5 protein-coding genes are annotated in these 25,496 nt (G+C 71.2%); 1 reads left to right on the top strand and 4 read right to left on the bottom strand.

Annotated elements, in window-relative coordinates:
• Positions 1–5 precede the first annotated feature (5 nt).
• Complete coding sequence (locus tag ACFYXF_RS28330; RefSeq protein ID WP_389353576.1) at positions 6–2,303, top strand: Tat pathway signal sequence domain protein; 2,298 nt, start codon at positions 6–8, stop codon at positions 2,301–2,303.
• A 98-nt stretch (positions 2,304–2,401) separates the two neighbouring features.
• Here ACFYXF_RS28330 and ACFYXF_RS28325 read toward each other — a convergent pair whose 3' ends face one another.
• The 4 genes from ACFYXF_RS28325 to ACFYXF_RS28310 all read right to left on the bottom strand — a co-directional run bounded on the left by ACFYXF_RS28325 (position 2,402) and on the right by ACFYXF_RS28310 (position 25,495).
• The gene (locus ACFYXF_RS28325) at positions 2,402–3,523 is read right to left on the bottom strand and encodes a mannose-binding protein (RefSeq protein WP_389353574.1); all 1,122 of its coding nucleotides are present in this window, start codon (positions 3,521–3,523) and stop codon (positions 2,402–2,404) included.
• A gap of 200 nt (positions 3,524–3,723) precedes the next feature.
• On the bottom strand, positions 3,724–7,209 hold the full coding sequence (locus tag ACFYXF_RS28320; protein ID WP_389353573.1) for a hypothetical protein: 3,486 nt from the start codon (positions 7,207–7,209) through the stop codon (positions 3,724–3,726).
• Between the two features lie 403 nt (positions 7,210–7,612).
• Entirely contained in the window at positions 7,613–25,144 is a 17,532-nt protein-coding gene (locus ACFYXF_RS28315) for a hypothetical protein (protein ID WP_389353571.1), read from the bottom strand.
• Positions 25,145–25,495, bottom strand: coding sequence for a hypothetical protein (locus ACFYXF_RS28310; RefSeq protein WP_389353569.1), 351 nt, complete (start codon positions 25,493–25,495; stop codon positions 25,145–25,147). It lies immediately after the preceding gene.
• Position 25,496 lies beyond the last annotated feature (1 nt).

The raw sequence follows: 25,496 nt of genomic DNA, 5'->3' as shown, positions 1-25,496 counted from the left end.
CGGCGATGACCTCCAGAAGAGCGGTCATCGGATCGGCGCTGGCCGGGACAACGGCCGTGGCCCTGCCGGGAGTTGCCCAGGCAGCTGATGGCGAGGGTGTCACCACCCGTCCCTCGGGCGGCCGTTGGAAGCTCCGCAACCGTATGGACTCGGACGCCGCCTGGGCGGGCTTCCTGCGCCGGCAGGATCTGCTCTGGCGCAGGGTGCCCACTCTGTGGCACGAGGGCCCGTTCCTCGGGGACGGGCGGCTGGGCAGCATGGTGTACAAGGAGCCGGGCGCGAACGCGATCCGCTTCACCGTCCAGCACGGCGAAGTCCAGGACCACCGCCCGGAGTTCGGCAGCGGCTGGGGCACCTGCCGTCTCCCCGTGGGACATCTGACCCTGGACCCGGTCGGCACCATCACCGCCGTGGACTGGCGCCTGAGCCTCTGGAACGCCGAACTGACCGGCACGATCACCACGGACAAGGGCACGTTGACCCTCGCCGCCCTCATCCACGACGGTGTCCTCGCCGCCCGTGTCACGGCGTCCGGCGACGAGGAGGTCCACTGGACGTTCCACCCGGAGGAGGCCATCAGCCCCCGGAAGATCAGCGAGGCCCCACCGGCGGCATACGTTCCCAACCCGCCTTGGACGACCGGGTCGACGGGCGACGGCATCGAGCAGGTTCTCCAGCCCCTCACGGGAGGCGGCCAGACGGCGACGGCGTACCGCCACTCGGACTCGCACGACACCCTCCTCCTCACGGTCGCCCACAGCCACCCGTCCGACACCAGGGCGGGGGAGGAGTCGCTCAGGAAGATCCGCCGTGCCGGGCCCGGTTACGCGGCTCTCCGCGCCCCGAACGCCCGCTGGTGGCACACGTACTACCGCAAGAGTTTCGTCTCGTTCCCCGACGAGCGGCTGCAGAGCTTCCACTGGATCCAGCTCTACAAGGTCGCGTCGGCCAGCCGTGCGGGCGGCCCGCCGATGGCCACCTGCGGACCCTGGCTGGAGCCCACGCCCTGGCCGGCGGTGTGGTGGAACCTCAACATCCAGCTGGAGTACTGGCTCATCCACGGCTCCAATCACCTGGAACTCGACGCGCTGGCGACGACCGTCCGCCAGAACCAGGAACAACTGACCGCCAACGTGCCCGCCGCGTACCGCTCGGACAGTTCCGGAGTGGGCCGCAGCTCCGACATGTTCGCCAACCGGAACGTCGGCACACCGGGCAGCGGCGCCGAAGTCGGCGATCTGACCTGGGCGTTGCACAACGTGTGGCTGAGCTACCGCCACAGCATGGACGAGAAGCTGCTGCGGGACACGCTCTACCCCCTCCTCCGCCGGGCGATCAACTACTACCTGCACTTCCTCCAGCCAGGGGACGACGGCAAGCTGCACCTCCCGTCGACGCTCTCCCCGGAGTACCCGGTGATCCCCCCGAAGGACACCAACTACGACCTGGCGCTGATCCGTTGGGGCTGCACCGCGCTCCTGGAGGCGGCGGAGCGCCTGGGCGTCAACGACCCCCTCGCCCCCCGCTGGCAGGAGACCCTGGCCAGGCTGACGCCGTACCCGGTGGACGACAACGGCTACATGATCGGCGCGGACACCCCGTACGCGCAGTCCCATCGCCACTACTCGCACCTGCTGATGGTCTACCCGCTGTACCTGGTCAACTGGGACCAGCCGGAACACCGCGAGCTGATCGAGAAGTCGGTGGTCCACTGGCACGCGCTGACCGGCTCCCACCGCGGCTACAGCTACACGGGCGCCGCGTCGCTGTACGCGATGATGGGCCGCGGTGACACGGCCCTGACCTATCTGAAGAAGTTCTTCGACACCAGCACGCGCTACCCGTGCCGGGCCAACACCCACTACACGGAGGCCGGCCCGGTCATCGAGACCCCTCTCTCGGCCTCCCAGTCCCTGCACGACATGCTCTGCCAGAGCTGGGGCGACGTCATACGGGTCTTCCCCGCCGTCCCGCCCACCTGGCCGGACGTCACCCTCCACGACTTCCGCACCCAGGGCGCCTTCCTGATCAGCGCGGCCCGTACGGCGGGCATCACGCGGTTCATCCGCGTCCGAAGCCTCGCGGGCGAGCCGCTGCGTCTGCGGCACGACCTGACCGGCGGTCCGGTGCGGGCGGTGCTGGACGACGGCACCCGGGCCCGTACGAAGGTGTCGGAGGACGGCACGCTCACCATCGAACTGGCCAAGGGGCGGGAGGTGCTGCTGTACGCGGGGGAGCGGCCCGACCTCGTGATAGGGCCGGTGGGGCTGGGGGAGCGGGGGGAGGCCTGGGGCCTGCTGTAGACGCGCCCCCCGCCCCCGTTCATGCCGCGAGCCCTGCCCGACCGGTGTCGGTCGTCGGGCAGGGCTCGTACGGCTGCGGTACGTGTGGGGGTGGACGGTCAGGTGGACCAGACCACGGTGCCCTTGTCCACGATGACGACCTTGCCGTCGGTGCGCAGGACCAGCTTCGCGCCCGGGTGCGTGTAGGTGTTGGAGGCCCACACGGCTCGGTTGTCACCGTTGTAGACGACGAGGTTGCCGTCCTCCTGGAAGACGGTCCTGTGGTTCTGGCCGAACATCATGCTCGCCCACAGCGCCTTGTTCTTCTCGTTGTAGACGACGAGGTTGCCGTCCGCCTGCTGGACCAGTTTGATCCGGTTCGTGGTCCAGGACTCACCGACGGAGAGCGTGCTGGGAGCGGAGACGGACGTCTGCGTCCACACCGGCGCCTTGGGCGGGTCCGCCTTCTTCGTCGCCTTGGGCGTGCTCGCCTTCTTGGTCGCCTTGGCCGTCGTCGACTTCTTGCTGCTGGTGGACGGCTTGGGCTGCGACTTCTGGGGTGCGGCGGGCGTCGTGCGGGGCGGGGCCGAGGTCTTGGTCTCCTTCGGGCTCGGGGGAGCCGAGGGGCGCTCGGTGGTGTAGTCGTCCGGCGATTCGCTGGGTGCGTCCGCGCCCAGAACCGTGTCGGACTTGCCCTGGGACACGCTCTGCACGGTGTCGGACTTCTTGCCGTCGTCCTTTCCGCCCACCAGCAGGAGGGGAACGGCGATCAGCACGGCCCCGACGATGGCCGCCGCGGCCAGCATCGGCTTCTTCGGACGTCCGTCGTGGGCCGCGTGGGCGTCGTTCCTGGGCGGTGTCGCACCCGCTGCCGCCGCGATGGCGGCGGGCATGGCTCCCTCGGGGTCCTGGCCACGGGTGCTCGGCGCGGCGGCCCCGCTCTCGCCCGTGGTCCTGGCGGCACCGCTCACGGTGGTCGTCGCGGCCTCGCTGTCGGCCCCCTGGGCCTGGGGAGGCGCCGGGGCCGTGGAGGCGACGGCGGGTGCCTCCGGCTGTACGGCGGCCGGGGCGGGGGACGGGGACCGCTCGGGCGTGGTGGACTGCTCGGGCGTGGTGGACCGCTCGGGTGCGGTGGACTGCTCGGGCGTGGTGGACCGTTCCGGGGCCGTGGGCCGGCCGGCCGGGGTCAGCGCGCCTTCAGGGGGCTCCGAGGAGGCTGACAGGGCGACCGCCACCCGCACACGTGGTAATCCGTTTGCGGATCCGGGTGTCGCCCCGTCCCCCTCGTTTCGTGCGCCCATCCAGTCATTCCTCTCATCAAGAGAAGTCATTTATTCATCCAGTCACAAGATTTACCTTGGAGATGTCGTCCGGAGCAACTGGAGGTGTCCACGGGGTAATTGACATGTCCTGGGCCCACAACGGTTCCCTGGAGTCAGGGTCAGTACTGGCCGATCGGCCCCGAACACCGCTCCGACCACTCCCCGGGACCTGGTGACGTACGGTCGGTCAGCGCGTTCCGGAGTCGTTCCAGGGCCGTGTGGTCCGCGTCCTCCAGGACCCCGGACGTCGAGCCCATGTCGGGGAGCTGGCGGAGCAGGACCAGAGGGGTGCCGTCCTCGGTTCGTACGTCGAGGACCCTGAACGGGGTGCCGGGGGCGAACACGATCTCCTCGCCGGAGTCCAGCAGTTGCCGTACCCGGCGGCCGGTGATCGACCAGATCGCGTAGCCGACGCCCGCGACCCGGTCCTTCCCGGCCGCGTCCAGCGGCAGGCCGCTCAGCGGCGCCGGGTCCCGCAGCACGGTGCCCGGCCGCAGTTCGCCGTGGCCCACCGCACCGCCGGGTCCGCGGAGCACCGCGCCCCGGTACGACGGCAGCCGTCCGAGCCCGGAGGCCAGACAGGCGGCGTACGGCACCAGCCGGGGCTCGCCGTCCCGCAGCGACCGGGTCAACTCCCGGTGGTCCAGCGGCCCTTCGCCGTTCCTCAGATACATCCGTACGGCGATCAGATCGGCCCGCGCCGCCTCCTGCGCGGCCCCGCGCAACGCGGGCATCCCGGCGAGGGCCCGGTTCACGGCGGCGCTGTGCCGCTCCCAGGCGGCATCCGCCAGGGCGCGGAAGGAAGTGCGTTCCTCTTCTGTGCTCTGGTGGCGGGGGGATACCGGTACTGGGGGGAGGGGGTGTTGGGGTGCTGCGCTGGGTGCGGGTGCGGGTGCGGGTGCGGGCGAGGGTGTCGGGCGGTTGCCGGGGGGTGGGGTGGGCTTGCCGTTGCCTTCGAGGGGGGCGGTTCTGGGCGCGGGATCCGGTCGGGAGCCGCCGGCCGACGGCCCCAGGCGAGGCGGGGACGCGGCCGGGCGACTCTCCGGTGCCGGTGCCGGTGCCGGTGCCGGTGCCGGCGCCGCACCCGTGGTGAGGTGCGGGGCGACGGGCTCGGCCGGTTCCGGGCGGGTGGTGGGTGGTGCTGCGGGGTCGGGCTTCCGCTGGGCGGCGCTGCCTTCGGTGGGCTGCGCTGGCATGGCAGGAGCGCCGTCCGGGTTCCCCGTCGCGCCTGTTGTGCGGTGCGGGTCGGTGGGTTCGGCTGGGTTGGGTGTCGGGTGTGCTGCGGGTTCGTGCTCCGGCTGGGGAGCGGGGCTGTTGCCTCCGGTGAGCGGCGTGGGTACGGCGGGAGAGGCACCCGGGTCGGCCGTTGCGGCGGCGGTAGGGGGCTGGCCGCCGGGTTCGGCGGGGCGAATCGTGGGCGGTGCTGCGGGCTCGCGCTCGGGCCGGGGAGTGGGGTCGTTGCTGCCGGTGGTCGGCGCCCGGTGCGGGGTCGGTATGGCGGGAGGGCTCCCCGGGGTCGCCGTCGTACCCGTCGGCTCGGCCGGGTTCGGTTCCTGGCGCGCGGCGGGTTCGTGCCCCGGACGGGAGCCTGGACCGTCGCCCCCGGTGACCGGCGTCGGCGCGTCAGGAGCGCCACCCGGGTCGGCCGTTGCGGCGGCAGGGGTCCGGCCGTCGGGCTCGGCCGGGTGCGTGGTGGGTGGTGCTGTGGGGTCGTGTTCCGGCCGGGGAGCAGGGGCGTTGGTGCCGGTGGTCGGTGTGGCGGGAGTGCCGCTCGGGTTGCCCGTCGTGCCCGTCGTGCGGTGTGGGGCGGTGGGGTCGGCCGGGTTCCGTGCATGTTCGTGCTCTGGGCGTGAGCCTGGACGATCGCCTCCGGTGACCGGCGTCGGTGTGGCGGGAGTGCCGCTCGGGTTCGCCGTCGTGCCCGTCGTGCGGTGCGGGCTCGGCGCAGGTTCGTGCCCTGGACCGTCGCCTCCGGTGACCGGTGTCCGTGTGGCGGGGAGGCCAACCGGGGTCGTCGTCGTGCCCGTTGTGCGGTGTGGGTCGGCCTGGGCTGTGGGGCTGTTGCCTGGCGTGGGTCGTGTCGGTGTGGCAGGCAGGGCACCCGGGATCGCTGTCGCGGTGGCCGTAGGTGCTGCCTTGCCCTGGGGCGGCGTCGGAGTCGGCCCCGGTCGTACGGGGGTCTCTCCGCGCGGTGCCGGGCGCGGTGCCTGCGGCTTCGCGAAGCGGATGACGCGTAGGCCCTGGGCGGCGGCCAGGGCGCGGAGGGCTCGGCCGCCGTCGAGGGGGGTGGCGTGTACGTGGAGGGCGGCGCGCTCGCGTACGGCGGGGGCGAGGGTTTCGAGGAGGCGGGTCAGGACCGGCCACAGCGAGGAGTCGAGGCGCTCGCCGGGGCGGCCGATCTCGATGACCGGACCGTCGCCGCTCACCGGGTGGACACTGTTCGACGGCGGGGCACCATCCCGGGGGCCCACCCACAGCCCGGCCCTGGTCGCCGTGGCCAACCACCGGTCGGACAGCACGACCACACCGTTCTCGGCACCGCCGATCTCCTCCAGGGGCGGTGCCCAGTGCAGCAGCCGCGGCGGCGGGGCGTGGTCGGCGTCAGCGGAGGGCGGGCACACCGCGGCGTCCACGAACGGCACCCACACAGGCGCCCCGTCCGCACCGACCAGCACGGAACGGACACCGTACGAGCCCAGCGGCCCTTCGCCGGTGAACAGCGGCAGCCCCGTGGTCACCTCGACCTCGGCCTTCAGCATCCAGGCCACCGACTGGCCTAGCCGCAGCACATCGCGCCGCCCGCCCGGGGCGAGCCGGACCCGGGACCGTACCGCGGCCGGCAGGGCGATGAGCAGTTCGGCGACCTCGGACGCCGCGACATCCTCGCCCCACGGCACACCGACGACCACGGCCGGACGCTGGTGGTCGACCGGTATCGCGTGGAAGACATCCCCGGGCCGGGACGCGGTCGCCTCGGCCGGCCGGATCAGCAGGCCCGCCGGTATCTGGTCCACCACACAGCCGTCCGCCATCCTGGCGGGCACCCGATGCACCCCCGACTGCCAGTCGGGGGCCGGGGTGCGCGGACCCAACAGCTCCGGTTCCCCTCCGGGCGCGAACCGCCACCAGCCGGTGCCACCCGGCGGTACGAACACCGAGCCGCCCGGCACCACCAGCACCTGCCCGTCGGGAGCCTCGACCACCAGCTCCCAGGCGTCCGCGATACGACGGGCCAGCGCGGGCCGCTCCGGGCGGTCGTCCCCGGCACCGGCCATCACCAGACGTATGGACCGGGTGCCCTCCGCGCTGAGGGTGTCGAGCAGCTCGCTCAGCCGCGGCCACAGCGCCTCCGCCGCGCCGCCCGGGGCGGTGGCGACGATCGTGACGGTGCCGCTCTCCGAGTGCAGCGTGTGGGCCAGGTCGGCGACATCGACCGGCTCCAGGGTCTCGTCCGAGGCCGGACGCAGGAGGAGCAGGCCGTCGTGGTCCTCGACCAGGAGCCGCTCGGCGGGCTCGTCGGCCACCTCGCCCAGGGGCGCCGTCCGTCCCGTCGTCGTCGCCCGGTCACCACGGCGCCGGCCGAAGGCACCGCCCCAGCGGCTCACGCCCGGCTCCCGTCGGCCGAGGCCACCGCGGCACGCTTCCGTGCGCCGGTCGCCATGGCAAGTCCTCCAGAAGACAAGACGCGTACCACCCCTTCGAACCGTTCGTCACACACCCTCGTCGGTCGGCAGTCTGGTGCACAGACATCCGGCCGGAGGTCCCTCTCGGTGGCCCGAACGCGTGCGACACATGAATGGCACGTGACACGCGTGATCCTGGGGCGAGCGCCCCGGCGTCCGGCGGGAGGGCCAACACTACCTACCGTCAATGGACTTGGGCCGCGGCGGATCCGCCGGGTGGACCGGCGGACGGTTCGGGCTGAGCGGGCACGATGCGAACTCTCCTCTGTTCTCAGGTCTGTTCTCAGGTCTGTTCTCGGGGTTGCTCTCGGGGTTGCTCTCGGGGTCATGTGCGGTCGTTGCTCGGCAGCTCGCCCGGCTGCCCGACGAGATGGCCGTCACCGTCGGAGACGAGGAGGACGGGTGGCGCGCTCCCGGCGGGAAAAGCGGGATCGGCGACATCGCCGACGAACGTGACCTCGCCCTCCGAATCCACCATGGCCACCTTCGCGTCGAACAGGCGAGCGGCGATCGTCAGCAGCGCGTACAGCCGTGTCTCCGCGTCCGCGTAGGAGGGGTCCCCGAGCAGCACTTGGAGACGTTGAACGGGCGTCAGATCAGTGAGTGGCAGGGCATCACCGAGCAGGATCGCCTGGGTGCGCTGGGAGTTGTCGAGCAGCACCCCGAGTTCCTTGAGCCGCTCCACGGAAAGGCTCCGGCCTCCGGTCGGCGGTGGCGGCACGAGCACGGTGGGCACCTCGCCGTCCTCGACACCACGGACCAGCCGCTCGCGGAGGGCCCCCGCCGTGTCGATCCCCGCCTCCGCGAGCGCGGCGGGCGCGGCGAGGCGCAGTACGGACAACAGGGTGCCGGCGTCGTCCTCCGGCGCCGGGAGCAGCGTGAACGCGGTGCCGTCGAGTACGGCGGAGCGGGTCCCGGTGCGCCGGAAGCCGCGAGTGTCCTGGACCTCCTCGGCATCCGGAGCGCCCTGGGCGTCGGCGTCCGACTCCGCATCGCCGATGTCGTCCGGTTCGATCGGGGTGGTGGGGGGTGCGGCGTGCACGGTGGCCTCGGCGGCTTCGGCTTCGCGTTGCCGAAGAGGGGCCACCTGCTGCTGGATCAGGGTGTCGATGGCCGGCCTGCGCGCCTGGCGGGCGGTCTCGGCTGCGTCTGCCGCTGCCTGTGCGACTTCGGTGGCGGGTACTTGTCGTCTGGTGGTTATGAGTGTGGCGAAGTCCTTGGCGTTGCCGTGGCCGATGCCGATGTTGTGATGGGTGTGGTCGGCCATGACGGTGTCGACGTCTTGTGCGGTCCTGAAGTTGGCTGCTGCGCCGGTCCGCAGGCGCTCCTGGTGGATGAGCGCCGAGTCGCGGATCTGGTAGGCGCCGGTCTGTTGGTTGGGGGTGCCGAATCGTCCGGCGAAGGTCCAGTAGCTGTTCCAGGGGAGTGTGAACTCGACGACGACTTCGGTGTCGGAGGCTGCGTTCGCGTTGCTGAAGACGTGGGTGTGGGAGAGGGAGGTGGTGAAGAACTTCCGGTACTCGTCGCTGCGGTTGTAGGCCATGGCCGCGGTGATGCCGGCTGTGGCGGTTTTCGCGTCGAGGATCTGTGCGGCTTCTTGGGCCGTCATCTTCCGGTACAGCTTTGCCGGTTCGTTGCCGGTGCGAGGTATCATGGTCGGCTGTGCCGCCTGCTCGTCGCGGATGCGGACGAGTTCGTCGTGGAAGGTCCGCATGCGGCCGGCCAGTGAGTCGTGCATCGCCAGTTTGCCCGTGAGCACGGTCTGGCTGTCGGCGAAGACGTAGTAGCCGCTGTTGAAGTCGGCGGCGGTGGCGTCCGATTCGAAGAAGTCCGTGTACGCCTGGAAGTACGCCTCCATCGCATCGGCGGTGATCCGCTTCGCGGGGCCCGACGGAGCCCCATGCACCCCGGCAACCGAACCCGTTGCCAAGGTGACCTTCGAAGACGGCGCCACCGCATCAGCAGTGGACGTGGCCTCCCTGTCCACTCCCTCGATGCCGTCCATGAAGTCGCGGAAGGCTTCGTAGGTGGCGTTGTCCGCGCTCGTCGCGGCCACTGGGTTGGCCGGTGCGCTGTGTACGGCCTCGGGGTCGGGCCCGTACAGCCGTTCCAGCAGCGGTGCCAGGTCCGGCTCATGGGCCTGCACCCACTCGGCGCCGTTGTGCCGCAGGCGGCCCGTCGTCGCGTCCGCACCGTGGTTGGTCCCCAGGTACGTGTTGCTGAGCTGGGCGAAGAACTCGTACTCGTTGATGGAGGAGTAGTTGTCGGCGGTCCGACCTTTGAGGTCCTCGTTGATGTCGTCGGGCCACAGCACCTGCGGGCCCGGATCCCGCCCTTCCTCCAGCGCCTTTTGCCGGTCGGCTTCCTGGTCCTTCTTCGTGTCGTACGCGCGTTTGATGAGGTCGCGGTCGGTGTCGGTCAGGGCCTTGGTGTGGAGCAGGTGGGCGATCTCGTGGGTGGCGGTGGAGTAGCCCTCGGCCTGGTGCGGGGAGGGTCCCACCGAGGTGATCTCGCCCAGCAGGTTCTCCTCCGGCACCGCAGCGGTCAGCCCGCCCGTCGCGCCCCGCAGGTCGTCGAAGCCGCGTCCGGACTCCGCGTCCACGCGTCCGTGCAGGTGCGCGAAGGAACTCACCCGCGTCAGCGGTACGTCCTGCGGCAGTACGACCACCACCGCGCCCGACTCCAGCAGCTGCGCCGCAGCCTCCTTGTCCTGGAGCATCCGGGCGGTCTGGGCGTACGTCTCGTGCCGTGCCGACACGGGCCGCAGCACCTCGCCCGGCACGACCACCAGCAGCCTGGCGGCCACCTGGGCGAACTCCGGCGCAGGCAACTCCCGTACGCCGTCCACGAACGGGGCATGACCAGCCAGCCACCGCCGGTGCGCCGCAGGCAACAACTCCAGGGTCTGCGGCAACTCACCTGACGGCAGCGCGAGCAGACCCGCCACCAACGCCTCCGACCTCGGCGGCTCAGCCGGCTCCACCACCAACACCGGATCCCCATCCGGATCCAGACCCAGGTGCAGGTCCAACAGATCCGACCAGTTGTCGGATCTCTGCCCGGACACGGGTCCGGAGGGCGCGGGATGCGGTCCCGTACCGTCGGCCGCCGCGTCGCTGCCGTCGTAGTGGTTGACGCCGTTGTAGTAGATCTCGACGTTCCTGGCGGCGGTTCCGCCCTGCGGTCCGAGGCTGCTGACCACGCGGCGCTGCCCTGGTGCGAGGGTTCGCGCCACGTCGATCCGGACTCCGAAGGCATGGGCCGTGAGCGCCGGGAAGACCTCTCCGTACGCCGACTCCCAGCTCTGTGCCCAGTTCTGCACCGCGTTGAGAAGGCCGGCCAGTTCTTCGGTGGTGAGCGGTGCGGGGCTGGTCGCGTAGGCGAGTTCCAGCCGCTTGCGCAGTTCGCGGTCCGACAGGCTGTCCAGTCCGGCGGGATCGTTGATGCCGTGCCACCGGGCGAGCGCGACCAACTGGGCTGTGCGCTTCTTCTTCAGTTCGGCGCTGAACTCCTGCGTGGTCGACAGCCGGAGCTGGCCGATGACCTCGTGCGGCAACTGCCCGTTGCCCGTCGCGCGGACCAGGTAGTTCACGACGAAGTCCCGCATGGCCGCCGCCACGGGATCCGCCTGGTGGTGCCGGGGCAGGGTACCGGTGTGGGAGTACGCCTCCGCTCGTCGCCGGAGATCGCGACGTACACCGCCGGTGTCCGCCAGCCACTGGAAGGACCCGGGGTGGTCGCTTGCCAGGCCGGGCAGGCTGTTGCGGACATGCTGCGGATCACTGGCGAGGAACGCGTACAGCAGGCATTCGCCGTTGGACACGGTACGGAGGGGCCGGCCCCCGGCCGGGGGCAACAGGGAGCCGTCGGCCGAGGTCTGCTGGGAGGCCGTTTTGCCACCCGGCGTCTTCGACAGGGGCCCGGCCGCCGCCGACGCCGACGAGGACGAAGCGTGTGACTGCACGAGCGGGGGCGGCGGGGGCGGCAGGGGAGCCGTCAGCGACGCGGGAGGCGTCCCGGTCACCGCCGGAGGAACAGGCGGTTCCACGGGCGGGTCCGTCGGCTTTACGGGCGGGACTGGCGGTTCCACGGGCGGGTCCAGCGGCTTTACGGCTGGGTCCGTCGGCTTTACGGGCGGGACCGGCGGTTCCACCGGCGGATCCAACGGCTTCACAGGCGGGTCCGACGGCGCCACAGCCGTGTCCGTCGGCGCAGCAGTCGTCCCCGACTTCGGTGCTCCCACCACGCCCGGCCGAGGCGTCTGCGGTGGGCCGGGGCGGCGGGCCGGGGTGGCGGCCAGGGAGGAGAGGGGGACGCTCACCAGGCCCTCGCCCGAGGCCTGGTGTGCCGTGCCGAGTTGGTCGGCGAGGTCTGGCAGGTGTTGCTCGGCGTCGGTCTGGACGGCGGCCCGGTCGGTCTGGTCCTTGAGGGCGAGGACGATGTCCCGGTTGAGGGAGCGCAGCCGGTCCCGCACCGCGTCGCGGTCCTCGGTGGCCGTGGTGAGGTTCTCGGCGGCCGTGTCCAGGTGGGTCTTCGCCCCGGCCACCTCCGACGTCGCGTCCGCCAGGGTCTGTTCGAGGCCCGGCAGGCGGTCGGCGGCCGTCCGGGCCTTGGTCCGGGCGGCGGTGAGTTCGCCCTGGACGCGCACCTGGTCGGCGCGCAGGTCCGTCAGCTCCGCTCGGACGAGGGTGAGCCGCTCATCGGCCTTCCGGGCACGCTCCCGCGCTTCGCGGGCCCGCGTCTCGGGTACGGTGCCGGCCTCCTGACGTGCGATGTGTTCAAGGAAGGCGTCGGCGGCCCGTACCTCGCCGGCAGCGGCCACTTCCCGCTGCTGGACCTCCGCGATCCTGCCGGGCAGGGCGAGAAGCGCGGTGGACAGCTTGCGGACCTGGCCCTCCCAGTGGTCCCGTTGCGCCCGGCCGGAGGTGAGCGTCTCCCGCGCCTCGGTGAGTTCGGTCTCGGCGGTGTCGACGGCGGTTCGGGCGTCGGTGTGCTCGGTGGTGGCGGTGTCGAGGTCGTCCTGGGCGGTGGCGAGGGCGAGCCGGCTCTCGGCCTGCGGGCCGCGCAGGTCGCTCTCCCGCTGCCGTGCGTCGGCCTGCGCGAGGGCGGCGTCGGCGTGCGCGGTGATCCGGGCGGCGAGATCCGTCCAGGCGTCGGTGGTGTCCGCGTCGGTGCTGATCAGGCCGCCGGTGGGGTCGAACCGCCAGTGCCGCAGCCCGTCGTCCGTACGCAGCACCAGCTCGACGGGCCGGTCCGCGAGGACGGCGGTCCGGGAGGTCGCGTAGAGGGCACGGCCCAGGAGGGAGCCGTCGGGGTCGGGGCCCGGGGCGAGCCAGATCTGTGCGGCCGGGTCCTGTGGGTCGAGCCGGTCGGCCAGGGCCCGGGGCAGGTCGGTCAGCGGGTGCGTGGTCCAGTCCCGCAGGTCGGCCGCGGACTGGTCGGCGAGCATCGACCGCAGATCGTAGACCTGCGGGTCGGTACGGGCGTCGGTGATGCCGTAGCCGAGCACGTCCCGTTCGGACAGCCGCAGTTCGGCGCTGCCGGTCACATGCCGGGTGCCTCCGGGACCGGCCACCGTGATCACGACGTCGGTCATGGTCTCGTAGCTGCGGACCCCGCGCCCCTCCGCGGGCAGTGCGGTGCCGCCGGTCTTGAACCACTCCCGGCGGGTCGCGGCGCCCGCCGAGCCCTGGCCCGTGGTGATGGGCTGCTGGCCCAGCAGCGCCACTCCCACGCCGACGATGTTGCGGCCCTCGCCGCCCGCGTCGTAGGCGGCCTGCACGCCGACGCCGGTGGTGGTGCCGGTCGCCAGCGAGGTCGAGGCGGCCGTGGTGGGCAGGCGCAGCCGGTCGAGCGTCACATCCCCGGCGTCGGTGATGCGCCGGGGGTTGTGCAGCGTGATCTGCAGGCTCGGCGGGGTGCCGGAATCGGACTCCAGGGGGTAGGCGCCGGGCATGGTGTCGGTCAGGCCGGCGGCGGCGCGGGGCGCGTCGAGGCTGATCTTCCCGGCCTGGATGAGTTCGCCGATGCGTACGGCGGTGGCCTCGGCGGAGCTGGAGGCCTGCGACGACTGCCACTCGGACGCCAGCCGGGGCGCGACCGTGCCCAGGGCCTGGACCAGTTCCGGATAGCCGTTGAAGTGGAACACCGGGGTCGGCCCGGTGGGCACGATCCGCTGCCCGTCGGTGACGCGGCGCCCGTCGGCACCGGGGGGCGCCGTGGACGGGTGGACGGCCGAGACGGCGGCCGGGACCGGGGTCGCGGACTCCGGCGGGTCGGCCGCCTCACTGCCGGTGAAGCGCAGGGTGACCTCCGCGGGCACGGTCACCGTGCGGGCGGGCCGGCCGTACAGGGTCTGCCTCAGCCAGTCGGCGAGGCCGGTGTCCTCTTCGTACCAGGCCAGTACCCCGCCCTCGATGAGGCCGCCGGGGACGTCCAGCGGCCAGTCGGTGACGAGTTCGGAGCGGACCGAGGCCTCGTACTCGTACTCGACGTCGAAGTCGGCGGCGTTGTCGGTGCGCATCCAGAAGCGGTCCTCCGCCGAGGCGGTGACCTTGCTGGTGTCCGTGCGGACGCCGACGGCCGAGACCGCCGGGCCGGTGCGGTCGGTGCGGGCGTCGTCGGCGGGGCGCGGATAGCGGGTCGTGGGGTTGAAGACTCCGGTGTGCTGGCGGGTCTCCGACACGGCACTCGACGTGTTCGCCGGGGCGTGGATGTGCACCTGCTCCTGGCCGGTGCCCGCGCCCGCGGGCCTGCCGCGCACCGTGCGCAGCCCGGCGGTGTCCTGGACGGGCCTGGCCCGCAGGGTGACCTCGACGAGCCGGGCGCCGCCCTTGGCCACATGCCGGAAGTGGAAGCGCTGGACGCCGTGGGGTCCCCGGCCGGGCAGCGCGCGCAACGCGGTCGGCATGGTGATGTCGGCGATCCTGGCGTTGACACCGGGCAGGTAGGAGGCGCGGCCCGGCGTGGTGGAGCCGGGCGCCTCGCGTTCGATGAGGTCGGTCAGTTCGGAGCGCAGCCGGTCGCGCTGCTCGGCCCGGCCGTCGGGGCCGCCGCCGAGCTGCTTGACGGACAGGACACCGGCCAGGCCCGGTTCCCCGGTGCGGGCGAACCTGTCCGGCAGGGGCAGCGTCGGTTCGGGACGTTCGGGCGCGGTCAGACCGTCGACACCCGCCAACCAGGCCGCGTCGCGGGCCAGTTGAGGGTCGGTCAGCAGGAACTGCGCCGCGCGCGGCAGCTCCACGGCCACGGTGACCGGCTCGGCACTGGTGAGACCGAGGGCGTTGCCGACCAGATTGCGCCGCCCATGACGGATCGTCATGAGGATGGTCGCGCCGCTGCGGACGCGGTGCTGGGTGCCGCTCTCGGTCGGCGTCCGCGTCACACCCGTACTCGCCCCGAGGGTGTGGGTGTCGTCCGTACGGTGGGTGAACGCGTACCGGCCGGAGGGGTTGAACAGGGCGGAGGGCTCGGGTTTGGGTGCGCCGTCGGGGACCTTCGCGGGCCGCTGCTGGGTCATGGCGGCGACGGCGCCCCCGTGACTCCGGCTGGTGGTGGTCTGCTGGGTGGCGGTGTCCGTGGCGCCGACGTCCGTCTCCAGATACTGCTTGGCGCTGTGGAGATGCTCCGGGTCGTGCAGGAAGCCCTGGAGCTCCACCGAGAACTCGTGGTCGGCGCCAAGGCCGGGCAGGGTCAGGCCCTCGATGACGTAGCCGCCCTTGAAGATCTGGTGGGCGCGTCCGACGAGGTTGGCGGGGCTGAGCGCGGTCCGCAGCGCCTCGGTGGCCGGTGTGCTCTGGTCGGTGACGTCCGCGCCGGTCAGTGCCTCGGACATCCAGTCCCTGGCGGGCGCGGTGGCCGAGGCCACCTTGCCGGGCACATAGGAGGCGACGGTGTCCCACGCCTGGTCGAGCAGGCCCTTCTCGGGGTGACCGGGGTAGGTGTTGGTGACGGCCTGTCCGAAGGCGTCGATCAGTGCGGCCGAGCCGCGTATGCCGTCCATGATCGCGTCGTCGGGCAGCCGGACGACACCGGGCAGCGGGTTGCCGTCCGCGCCGGTCATGGCCAGCCTCGCCCGGTCGTCGGCATCCGCGAGGCGGACACTGTGCCCCGGCGGCGTCTCCCGCTCCTGCCCCGGCTCGACCGTGCGGTGATGCGGAACGAGGAGGGTGATGCTCCCGCCGACACTGCGTACGACGGGACGCTCGGGCTCGGCGGGGCGCTCGATGTCGGCGGGAGCCTCGGCGGACACCTCGTCGTCGGGGTGACGCCCGGGGTCGGCGAAGCGCACGGCCGGCTCCGTGCCCGGCCCTTCGTAGAGGTCGAGCGCGAGCTGCGCCGGGACCTCGAAGACCTCGGCGGCCTGTCCGCTGCCGATGAAGAACTGGTCCTGGTTGATCCCGGCGCCGACCGTGGAGGTGTGGGCGGTCGCCTGCGCGTAGGTGTAGTCGCCGCTGCCGCCGAGCGACCACGGCCGGTCGTCCCCGACCGGTCCCGCCACGCCTCCGCCGAAACCGGCCTGCCAGCCGTAGCCGTAGCCGGTCGACTCGGTGCCGCCGACGCTGAACGAGGAGATGCCCATGTTCTGCACATCGGGCAGCGTCCGGCGGTGCCGGGTCCCGCTGTCGGCGCCGGTGTCCCGGAAGGCGGACAGCCGCAGTTGGACGCGGCGCGTGCCACCGGTCCGCGACGGCCGGTCGAACCACAGGGCCTGGCCGCCGTCCAGCATGGAGTCGACCGAGGCCCGCAGTCCCACCTCGGACCTGGCCTGCTCGAACCGCCGCAGGTTCATCAGCTGGGCCTTGGCCGTCTCCTCGTCGAACAGGGTGCCGGGCGTCGGCTCGGCCGGCGGGAGGAAGCCCCGTTCGCGCAGCCACGACTCGGCCCGCTCGAAAAGCGGTTCGGTGCCCGTCACGGCCAGCGGGGCGGCGGACATGCCCAGGTTCTGCAGGTTCTCCAGTTCGTCGGGCAGCTCCCGCAGGCCCTCGCCGGGGGCGTGCTCCTGTCCCAGCGCGTCGGCCTTGCTGAGGATCCGCAGCTGCATGCCCTCGTCCCAGGGCCCGAAGTCATGGGACGTACTGCCACCGCGCGCCCGGATCAGGGTGACCCGGTGGGTGACCCTGACCGGGCCCAGGAGATGGCTGCGGTTGCTGCGCACGGAGTGGGTCATGCTGGCGGAACCGCCCGCGGCGAGCGCGGAGTTGGTCTGGAACCTCGCACCGGCCTTGCCGACGAAACTCCCGGACACCACCGACGTGGCCCCGGCATGCCCCCGGGAACGGTCCCCGGTGAACGCCGGGCCGACGCTGCCGTCAAGGGCGACACCGCTGGTCAGCTTGGCCGAGCTGTCCACCTTGACCGTCTGGGTGACATGCGCCTCCAGGTTGATCTTCCCGTCGAGCGACCGATGGGCAGGCTGCACCGGCTCCACCTCGGTGGTGAGCTTCAGCATCCCGATCGTGTTGCCGTCGCCGTCCAGCAGCACCGGTGAGAACACCCCCCGGCCGCGCTGCAACGGCAGCGTGCCCCGCAGGACCTGCTCGGACAGGAACGTCTCGAGTTCCCTGACCGAGGACTCGGACAGCGTCGCCAGCTCGGTGGCGAAGCTCTGCCGCACCTCCGACAGCAGCCGCCCCGGCTCCTTGACCGTGTCCACACCCCACACCGGCCCGTCGTCGAGCCCCGCGGGCTCCGGCAGCTCACCCTCGTGGTCGACCGCGAGATGCTCCGGGAACCAGACGGTGACCGGCCCGTGCGACTGCGGCGCGCTCCAGTTCACCGGCGGCGCGAGCGGGGGCGAATCCAGCCGCACCTCCCATTCCCCGGTGAACTCGAAGGGCTGCGACAGCTCGTTGCTGCGCTGCGCGGTCATCGTCTGCACCACGTTGGTGACGGTGGTCGACGACGAGAACTGGTTGTGCGTCAGCGTCAGGGACAGCGCGGTGTCGATCGCCCGCACCGGACCGGCCGCCGCGATCGGGAACGAACCGGACCAGGGCACGGGCACCGCGCGGATCGTCCCCGACGCGACCGTGCCCGACGACTCCTGCGTGCCCTGCGCGCGCCGCTCCACGCGGCCCTCGGGGTCCGTGACGCTGTTCGCGCCGTAGCGCTCCGAGCGGACCGGATCGCGCAGCGCGAGGCGCACATCGACCGTGCGCTCCCGGCCCTCGTGGACCACGGTGACGCTCAGACCACCACTGCTGCGCAGATACGGCAGCTCCCGCGCCAGCTCCTCCGCGCTGAGCCGGTCCCGCAACTGGACCAGCACCGGGTGGTCGTCGGCCACGGGCCGGGCGATGCCCAGCGCGGTCATGACCTGGCCGTGCAGCCCGGCGACCACCTCGGCGGGCAGCGGCTCGACATGGACCAGACCGACGTTGCCGTCGTGCTCCGCACCGTAGTTCCGGACGTAGACGGAGGGCGGCGTGGTCCAGATGCCCGACGCCTTGTCCGTCGAGGTGGTGGGGAGCACGGGGGGTGCGGCGTGCACGGAGGCTTCGGCTTCGCGTTGCCGCAGGGGGGCGATCTGCCGCTGGATGAGTGTGTCGACGGCAGGCCTACGAGCCTGACGGGCGTCCTCCGCCGCGTCCGCCGCCGCCTGTGCCACCTCGGCGGCGGGTACCTGCCGTCTGGCGGTCACGAGTGCGGCGAAGTCCTTGGCGTTGCCGTGGCCGATGCCGATGTTGTGGTGGGTGTGGTCGGCCATGACGGTGTCGACGTCCTGTGCGGACCTGAAGTTGGCTGCCGCGCCGGTCCGCAGCCGCTCCTGGTGGATGAGTGCCGAATCACGGATCTGGTAGGCGCCGGCCTGCTGGTTCGGTGTGCCGAATCGTCCGGCGAAGGCCCAGTAGCTGTTCCACGGCAGCGTGAACTCCACGACGACTTCGGTGTCCGATGCCGCGTTCGCGTTGCTGAAGACGTGGGTGTGGGAGAGGGAGGTGGTGAAGAACTTCCGGTACTCGTCGCTGCGGTTGTACGCCATCGCGCTGGCGATACCGGCAGCAGGCGTCTTCGCGTCGAGGATCTGTGCGGCTTCCTCGGCGGACATCTTCCGGTAGAGCTTGGCCGGTTCGCTGCCGGTGCGCGGAATCACCGTCGGCTGTGCTGCCTGTTCGTCGCGGATGCGGACGAGTTCGTCGTGGAAGGTGCGCATGCGGCCGGCCAGTGAGTCGTGCATCGCCAGTTTGCCGGTCAGTACGGTCTGGCTGTCCGCGAACACGTAGTAGCCACTGTTGAAGTCCGCGGCGGTGGCGTCCGACTCGAAGAAGTCCGTGTACGCCTGGAAGTACGCCTCCATCGCATCGGCAGTGATCCGCTTCGCGGGGCCGCCCGAGGGAGCCGCGTGCACCCCGGTGACCGGATCCGCCGAGGATGAGACGGACGTCGTTGCTGCCTGGGGCATTGCCGCTGAACCCGTTACGGGCTCAGGGGTTCCCTCGATGCCGTCCATGAAGTCGCGGAAGGCTTCGTAGGTGGCGTTGTCCGCGCTCGTCGCGGCCACTGGGTTGGCCGGTGCGCTGTGTACGGCCTCGGGGTCGGGCCCGTACAGCCGTTCCAGCAGCGGTGCCAGGTCCGGCTCATGGGCCTGCACCCACTCGGCGCCGTTGTGCCGCAGGCGGCCCGTCGTCGCGTCCGCACCGTGGTTGGTCCCCAGGTACGTGTTGCTGAGCTGGGCGAAGAACTCGTACTCGTTGATGGAGGAGTAGTTGTCGGCGGTCCGACCTTTGAGGTCCTCGTTGATGTCGTCGGGCCACAGCACCTGCGGGCCCGGCTCCCGCCCTTCCTCCAGCGCCTTTTGCCGGTCGGCTTCCTGGTCCTTCTTCGTGTCGTACACGCGTTTGATGAGGTCGCGGTCGGCGTCGGTCAGGGCGGCCGTGTGCAGCAGGTGCGCGATCTCGTGCGTGGCGGTCGAGTAGCCCTCCGCCTGATGCGGGGAGGGTCCCACCGAGGTGATCTCGCCCAGCAGGTTCTCCTCCGGCACCGCAGCGGTCAGCCCGCCCGTCGCGCCCCGCAGGTCGTCGAAGCCGCGTCCGGACTCCGCGTCCACGCGTCCGTGCAGGTGCGCGAAGGAACTCACCCGCGTCAGTGGCACGTCCTGCGGCAGTACGACCACCACCGCGCCCGACTCCAGCAGCTGCGCCGCAGCGTTCTTGTCCTGGAGCATCCGGGCGGTCTGGGCGTACGTCTCGTGCCGTGCCGACACGGGCCGCAGCACCTCACCCGGCACGACCACCAGCAGCCTGGCGGCCACCTGGGCGAACTCCGGCGCAGGCAAATTCCGTACGCCGTCCACGAACGGGGCATGACCAGCCAGCCACCGCCGATGCGCCGCAGGCAACAACTCCAGCGTCTGGGGCAACTGCTCTGACGGCAGCGCGAGCAGACCCGCCACCAACACGTCCGACCTCGGCGGCTCAGCCGGATCCACCACCGACACCGGATCCACATCCGGATCCAGACCCAGTTCCAGATCCAACAGATCTGACCAGTCGGCAGGTGCCACCTCGTCCAGCGTCGCCAGGTAGTCGCCGAACGGCTCGCCGTGCACCGAGGTGCGCTGCTGTGCCGCGTCCAGTTTCTGCTGGACCAGTTCGTGTGCGAGCCGTACGCGTTCCAGCCGCGCGGTCTCCCGGGCGTCCCGCGCCGCCTGTGCCACCTCGTCCGCCGGCACCTCCCGCATATCGGTGATCAGCGCGGCGAACTGCTTCCTGTTGCCATGGCCGATACCGACGTTGTGGTGCGTCAGATCCGCTCTGACGGCGTCGACGTCCTCCTTGGTCCTGAAGTTCGCCGCCGCGCCGGTGCGCAGTTGTTCCTGGTGGATCAGTGCCGAATCCCGGACACGATAGGCGCCGTCCTGCTGGTTCGGGGTGCCGTGGTTCCCGACGAAATTCCAGTAACCGTCCCACGGGAGCGTGAACTCGACGACTTTCTCCGAGTCCGACGCCGCGTTGGCGTTCTCGAAGACACTGGTGTGGGACAGGGACGTGGTGAAGAACTTCCGGTATTCGTCGCTGCGGTTGTACGCCATGGCATCGGCGACACCGGCCTTCGCGTCCTTCGCGTTGAGAAAGACGTCGGACTCGGCCTCCGCCATCTTCCGGTACAACCGCATGGGTTCACGATCGGTGTGCGGAATCACCGTCGGGTGCGTCGCCTGGTCCGCTTCGACGGCCAGCAACTGGTCGTGGAACTTCGCCATCTGCGGCAACAGTTTCTGATGCCGGGCCAGATTCTGATCCAGGACGCCCTGTTCGTCGAGGAACGCGTAGTACACGCTGTCGAAGTCCCGGGCGCCCTGACCCGAGAAGAGGTAATCCGCGTACCCGCGGTAGAACGCGGCTGTCACCTCGGGCGTCATCTTCTTCGCGGGCGCGGGCGCGGGCGCCGGTGCCTCCCCCGAGGTGGACGACTCCCCTGCGACGGGCGGCGACGCCAGCAGCCGTGGCCCGGCCGTCGTCGTCGGGTTCGCGGCCGGGCGGCTCAGCGGCAGGGCGAGGAGGCCGTCGTCCGAGTCGGTGTCGGAGTCGGAGTCGCTGTCGGAGTCGTCCGCGGTCGGCCCGACCGGGGCGCTCTGGAACGCGATCTCGTCGCCGGGGAACGCGTTCTCCTCAGGACGTGCGCCGTCCCCGGTGGAAACGGTGGAAACGGTGGAAACGGGACTGAAGGCGCGCGGGGGAGATGCGGAGCGGTCCGACGTGTCTGCCATGAGAGTTCCGGCGGCGGGGCCGAGACCGAGGGTCTCCGCCAGGATCTCGGCCATCCGGGGTACGGAATAGCCGCCCTGGAAGAGTGACGCGAGCAGAGGGGTTACGACAGGCCGGAAACCCTGCTCCAAAAGGAACTTGTGCAGCAGGAGATGGACGTTGACGCGCCGGTTCGCGTCATGGAACGGGTGAATCACCTGAAGCGTGCGAATGGTGCGGGAGATGGCGGCGAGCTTGTCCATGGGCGTGACGGCACGCCCGATCTCGTCGTAATAGCGGTCGAAGGCCATGTCGACGAGTTGCTGGACCTCTCCCATCTTGTAGTTGGTCTGCAGGAGCGGCTTCCCCGTGGAAAAGGTCTCCACCGCTGTGATGGGGTTCGCACGGGCGTTGACAGCCTTGCCCTGAGCCCAGAAAGCCGCATCCAGTTTGGTGACGAGTTGCCGTCCGCCCAGCGTTTCCGACAGCAGATCTTCGCTCAGGTCGGTGTTGCGCAGCGGGAAACTCGTGGGCTGACCGCCCGACCAGCCGGGCTTCTTCGTCAGGTGCTCGACGGCGAGATTGTGCAGTGCCAGATAGGAAGCCGCGTCCATCCGGTGGGCGACGCCGTCCGGGTTGTCCAGGAAGGCGCGGTACGCCTTGACCATCCCCAGCCGGAAACCCGGTGACTGTTCACGGTCGTACGCCTGACCCGGATCGCCCGGATAGGCCATCTGGACCCGGGCGTGGTCCCGGGGGTCGATGAACAGCTTCCACCAGTCGGCCTCGGGCAAATGGTCGGCGAGTGTCTGGTGGTCGCCGTCGGCCGGGAGGAAGTCCCGCTCGGGATCGAACACGGCCAGCTCCGGGCCCCCCGGCCCGCCCACGGTCGGCACACTCCGGGCCGCCCCGGGAGCCTCCCCGCCCACCTGACCGACGGAGAGGCCGACGGAGGCGCCGGCGGGTTCGGGCCCACGGCGCACCGGCATGGCGAACAACTCGTCGTCCGAGTCGTCGTCCGAGTCCGAGTCCGAGTCCGAGTCCGTGCCCGGGGCCGCCTGCGCCTGCCCCCAGCCGGCCGAGGACTCCACGGGCGGACGCCGTACCGGCATGGCGAACAGCCCGTCGTCCGAGTCGTCCCCGGAGTCGTCGTCCCGGGAGTCCGCCGCCGGAGCGGGAGCCCACTGGGCGGACGTCGGGATCGCGACGGGCCTGCCCGGCGCGCCACCCCGGAGACGAGGGCGCAGGCCCAGGTCGTGGCGGAGACGGTCGGCGAGACCGGCGGCCTCCTCCGGGGTGCCGCCGGCCACCAGGAGGTCGGCGACCTGGCGTACGGCGTCCCGGTACTCCTGGCCCGCGTGGCGGGAGTCGGCGAGCACCGGGTGCAGTTCGAGCGGCAGCACCAGGCCGGTGGCCGAACCCCAGGCACGGGAGGCCACGCCCTTGGCGGTGTCGGGCACGGTGTCCGCGAAGTCCGTGTAGGCGTCCGCCCAGATCCGCCGGGTGGCGTTCGCGGCCACGACATCAAGGGACTTCGGCCATGGACCGGGGCTGAGCATCGCCGTGCTGACCTGACCGACGGTGACGACGCCGCCGTCGGCGCCGAGTTCGGCGAGATCCTCCTCGGAGAGATCCGCGGGGAGGTCGGCGGGGGTCACCTGCTCGGCGATCCACTGGCGTTGGTCCGGGTCGCGGCGCACCACGGGGGTGATGTCGGAGTGCGGGCTGTTGTCGACCGCGTACGGATCGACCCCGAGCGCCTGCAACCGGCCCTCGCTCTGCGTCAGTTGCTGCCGGGCCTGCTCCGCGTCGGCGGTGGCCTCCACCAGGGCGGCATTGTCGCCGCTGCCTCCACGGTTCGTCTCCGCACGGTGCTGAAGTGCCTCGACGCGGTGGACGGCGTCGACGAAGGTGCGCACCGCGTCGGCGTGGTCGTCACGCGCGGTGGTGATGTCCTCCGGGAGCGCCGAGGGGTCCGAGAAGTCCGGGAACGAGGTCGGCGACGCGACCTCGTCGACCCTGCCCTTGCCCTTGCCGGTGTCGCCGTTGTCGCTGTCGGCGTCCAACTCGTCCAGCTCGTCCAGCTCGTCGGTGCTTCCGTAGCCGCTGTCCGTGTCGCTGTCGTCGTACACGACGTCCGAGGACGTACGGAGTCCCGGGGAAGCGGCACTCGGCGTGGCCGGCGCGGGTGCGGGAGTCTGGGTGCCGGGTGGGGCGGTGTCCAGCTGCTCCGAACTGTCGGGACCGACGGCGTCATCCGCGGTGTCGGTGATCTCAGGGTTCTCAGCGCCGTCGACGAGGTCGGCGTCGCCGGAGACGTCCGACTGCTCCGGCCGGTTCGACTGACCCTGCTGACCGGACTGCCCCTGCTGACCGGACTGGCCCGGCTGCTGCGACGCCCCCGGTGAGCCCTGCGCGCCCTGGCCGTTCGACGCGCCCTGCGGGCCCCCCGACGTACTCACCGGAGCAGGCGGAGCGATGCTCTCGGAGCCGGACGCCAGATCCCCGTCGGCGTCGGTCAGCGCGCCGTCACGGACGATCTCCTGGTCCGCGTTACCGCCCGTACCACCCGCACCGGTCCCCCTCGGCACCGTGGACTGGTTGAGGTCGTCCGTCGCGTCCGGCGTGGTGGACACCCCGTCGGGGTTGAGCACGGCGTCCATGTCCACGTCGAGGTCGGGCGTGATCGTGCCGTTGACCTCGTAGTCCACCACGGACGACGAGTCGGAGGTGCGCGGCGGAGCGAAGGACGGCGTCGTCGACCCTGTCGGCGAGTTGAGCGACGGCGAGTTGAAGGACGGAGTCGTAATGGGCGAAGGCGAGTTGAGGGACGGGTCCGACAAGGACGGGTCGTACGGAGACGGGTCGTACAGGGACGTGTCCGACGTCGACAGGTCCGACGTGACGTCCGGGATCGAGTTCACCGGCGTGCTCTGCGTCGGCGTAACGATTCCGCTGTTCCCCACGACGGGCCCCGGCGACGTCGTCGTCAGCGGTGCCGGAGTCACCGGACCCGGGGTGAAGAGGGACGTGTTGCCGAACCCGGCGGTCCCGGGGCCCGTACCCGTCGTCGTGCTCGAAGGACCGGGGGAGACCGTCGACTTGCTGCTGCCGGAGCCCCCTCCGCTGCTCAGCGGGCCGTCGGTGGGCAGGTTATTGATCTGGTCGGGGGAGAGGTTGGTGTCGGCGAACCACTTGTTGTACGCGTACAGCCCCGCCCCGCCGGCCGCGAGCCCCGCGCCGAGGTCGAAGACCGCGCTGGAGCCGCCGCCGACGAACGTCTCCCACTTGAATTCCCAGTTGCCCTCGAACGCGCCGTTGATGATGTATTCGGCGAGCCCCTCGCTGGCGCCCCCGATGACGAAGGCGCCGGCGATTTCCCCGGGCCCGTTCTTCAGGCCCTTGAACAGCAACGTGTCCGGATTGAACTTGAACTTCGTGAGGACGTCGTCCATGTAGTTCTTGAAGATGTTCTTGAACGGCTTGAAGAACTGCTCGAATATCCCCATGAACGCGCCGGTGAGCGCACCGAAGGCGGCGGCCTTTCCGACGTCGGCCCAGTCGATGCCGTCGGGCTTGCGGCCGCCGTCGTTCAGACCGATCTGGGCCAGCCGGACCGCGAGGGTCTGGATGGCCTCCTCCACCGCCTCCGTCAGGGTCGGCATCAGGTGGGTCATCCGCAGCAGCCGGTCGACGATCATCAGGATCGCGAACCTGCTCCTGGCCCTGGCCAGGAACATCTCCGACACGGACGCACCGCCCGTGAAGGCCATCAGGGCCGTCAGGATCGCCAGTTCGGCGATCAGCATGATGATCTCGGCGATGATCTCCCATTTGGACGCCTGGACCTTCTGGGAGAGGTCGATCTGGTTGTCGGCGAGATCGTCGAGCTGATCGAGGAGACGCTGTACGGGATCGTTCCCGTAGCCGTCGCCGATCAGCATGGTGAGGCCCTGGATGTACTGCTCGGCGACGTCCGGCGGGAGGGAGTCCCGCGCCTTGACGATGGTCTCGCGCGCGTTCTGCCTGAGGCCGATCAGGGACTGCTGAAAGGCGAGGTAGAGATTGCGGCTGCCCCACAGCAGATTCTCCCTGGCCTGCAAGGGCTGCTCACCCAGCAGGACAAAGAGCATCTTCCGGACGTCCGGAGGGAAATTGATCTCCTCCACTTAGCGCTTCTCGCCGCCTTGCGAGTCCAGCTTCGAGTGCTGCTGCTGGATCAGGTCGCTGGCGCCCTCCTGGGTGCCCACGATGTTGCGGCGGTTGCCGAAGATCGCCGACTCCAGCCCCACGAAGGCATCCTCGAAGGCCCTGATCGCCGAGAGGCACATTTCGTTGTTCGCCTCGTACCGGGGGTGGGTCTCACTGTAGAACTCGTCCGAATATCCGTTCAGGCCACGGTAGTTGGCCTGGTCGGCGATGAAGTCGTCACCGATCTTCCGCGCGTGCGCCGGCAGCCCACCGACCTCGTTGCCGCTCTGCTGCAGCCCCGCCGGATTCGCCTCGAACCTGCCTGACATG

This window comes from Streptomyces sp. NPDC002680, from assembly GCF_042889145.1.
GTDB classification, from domain to species: Bacteria; Actinomycetota; Actinomycetes; order Streptomycetales; family Streptomycetaceae; genus Streptomyces; species Streptomyces adonidis.
Note: the sequence above shows the minus strand (reverse complement) of the source record. Positions and strands in the feature narration are given on the sequence as shown.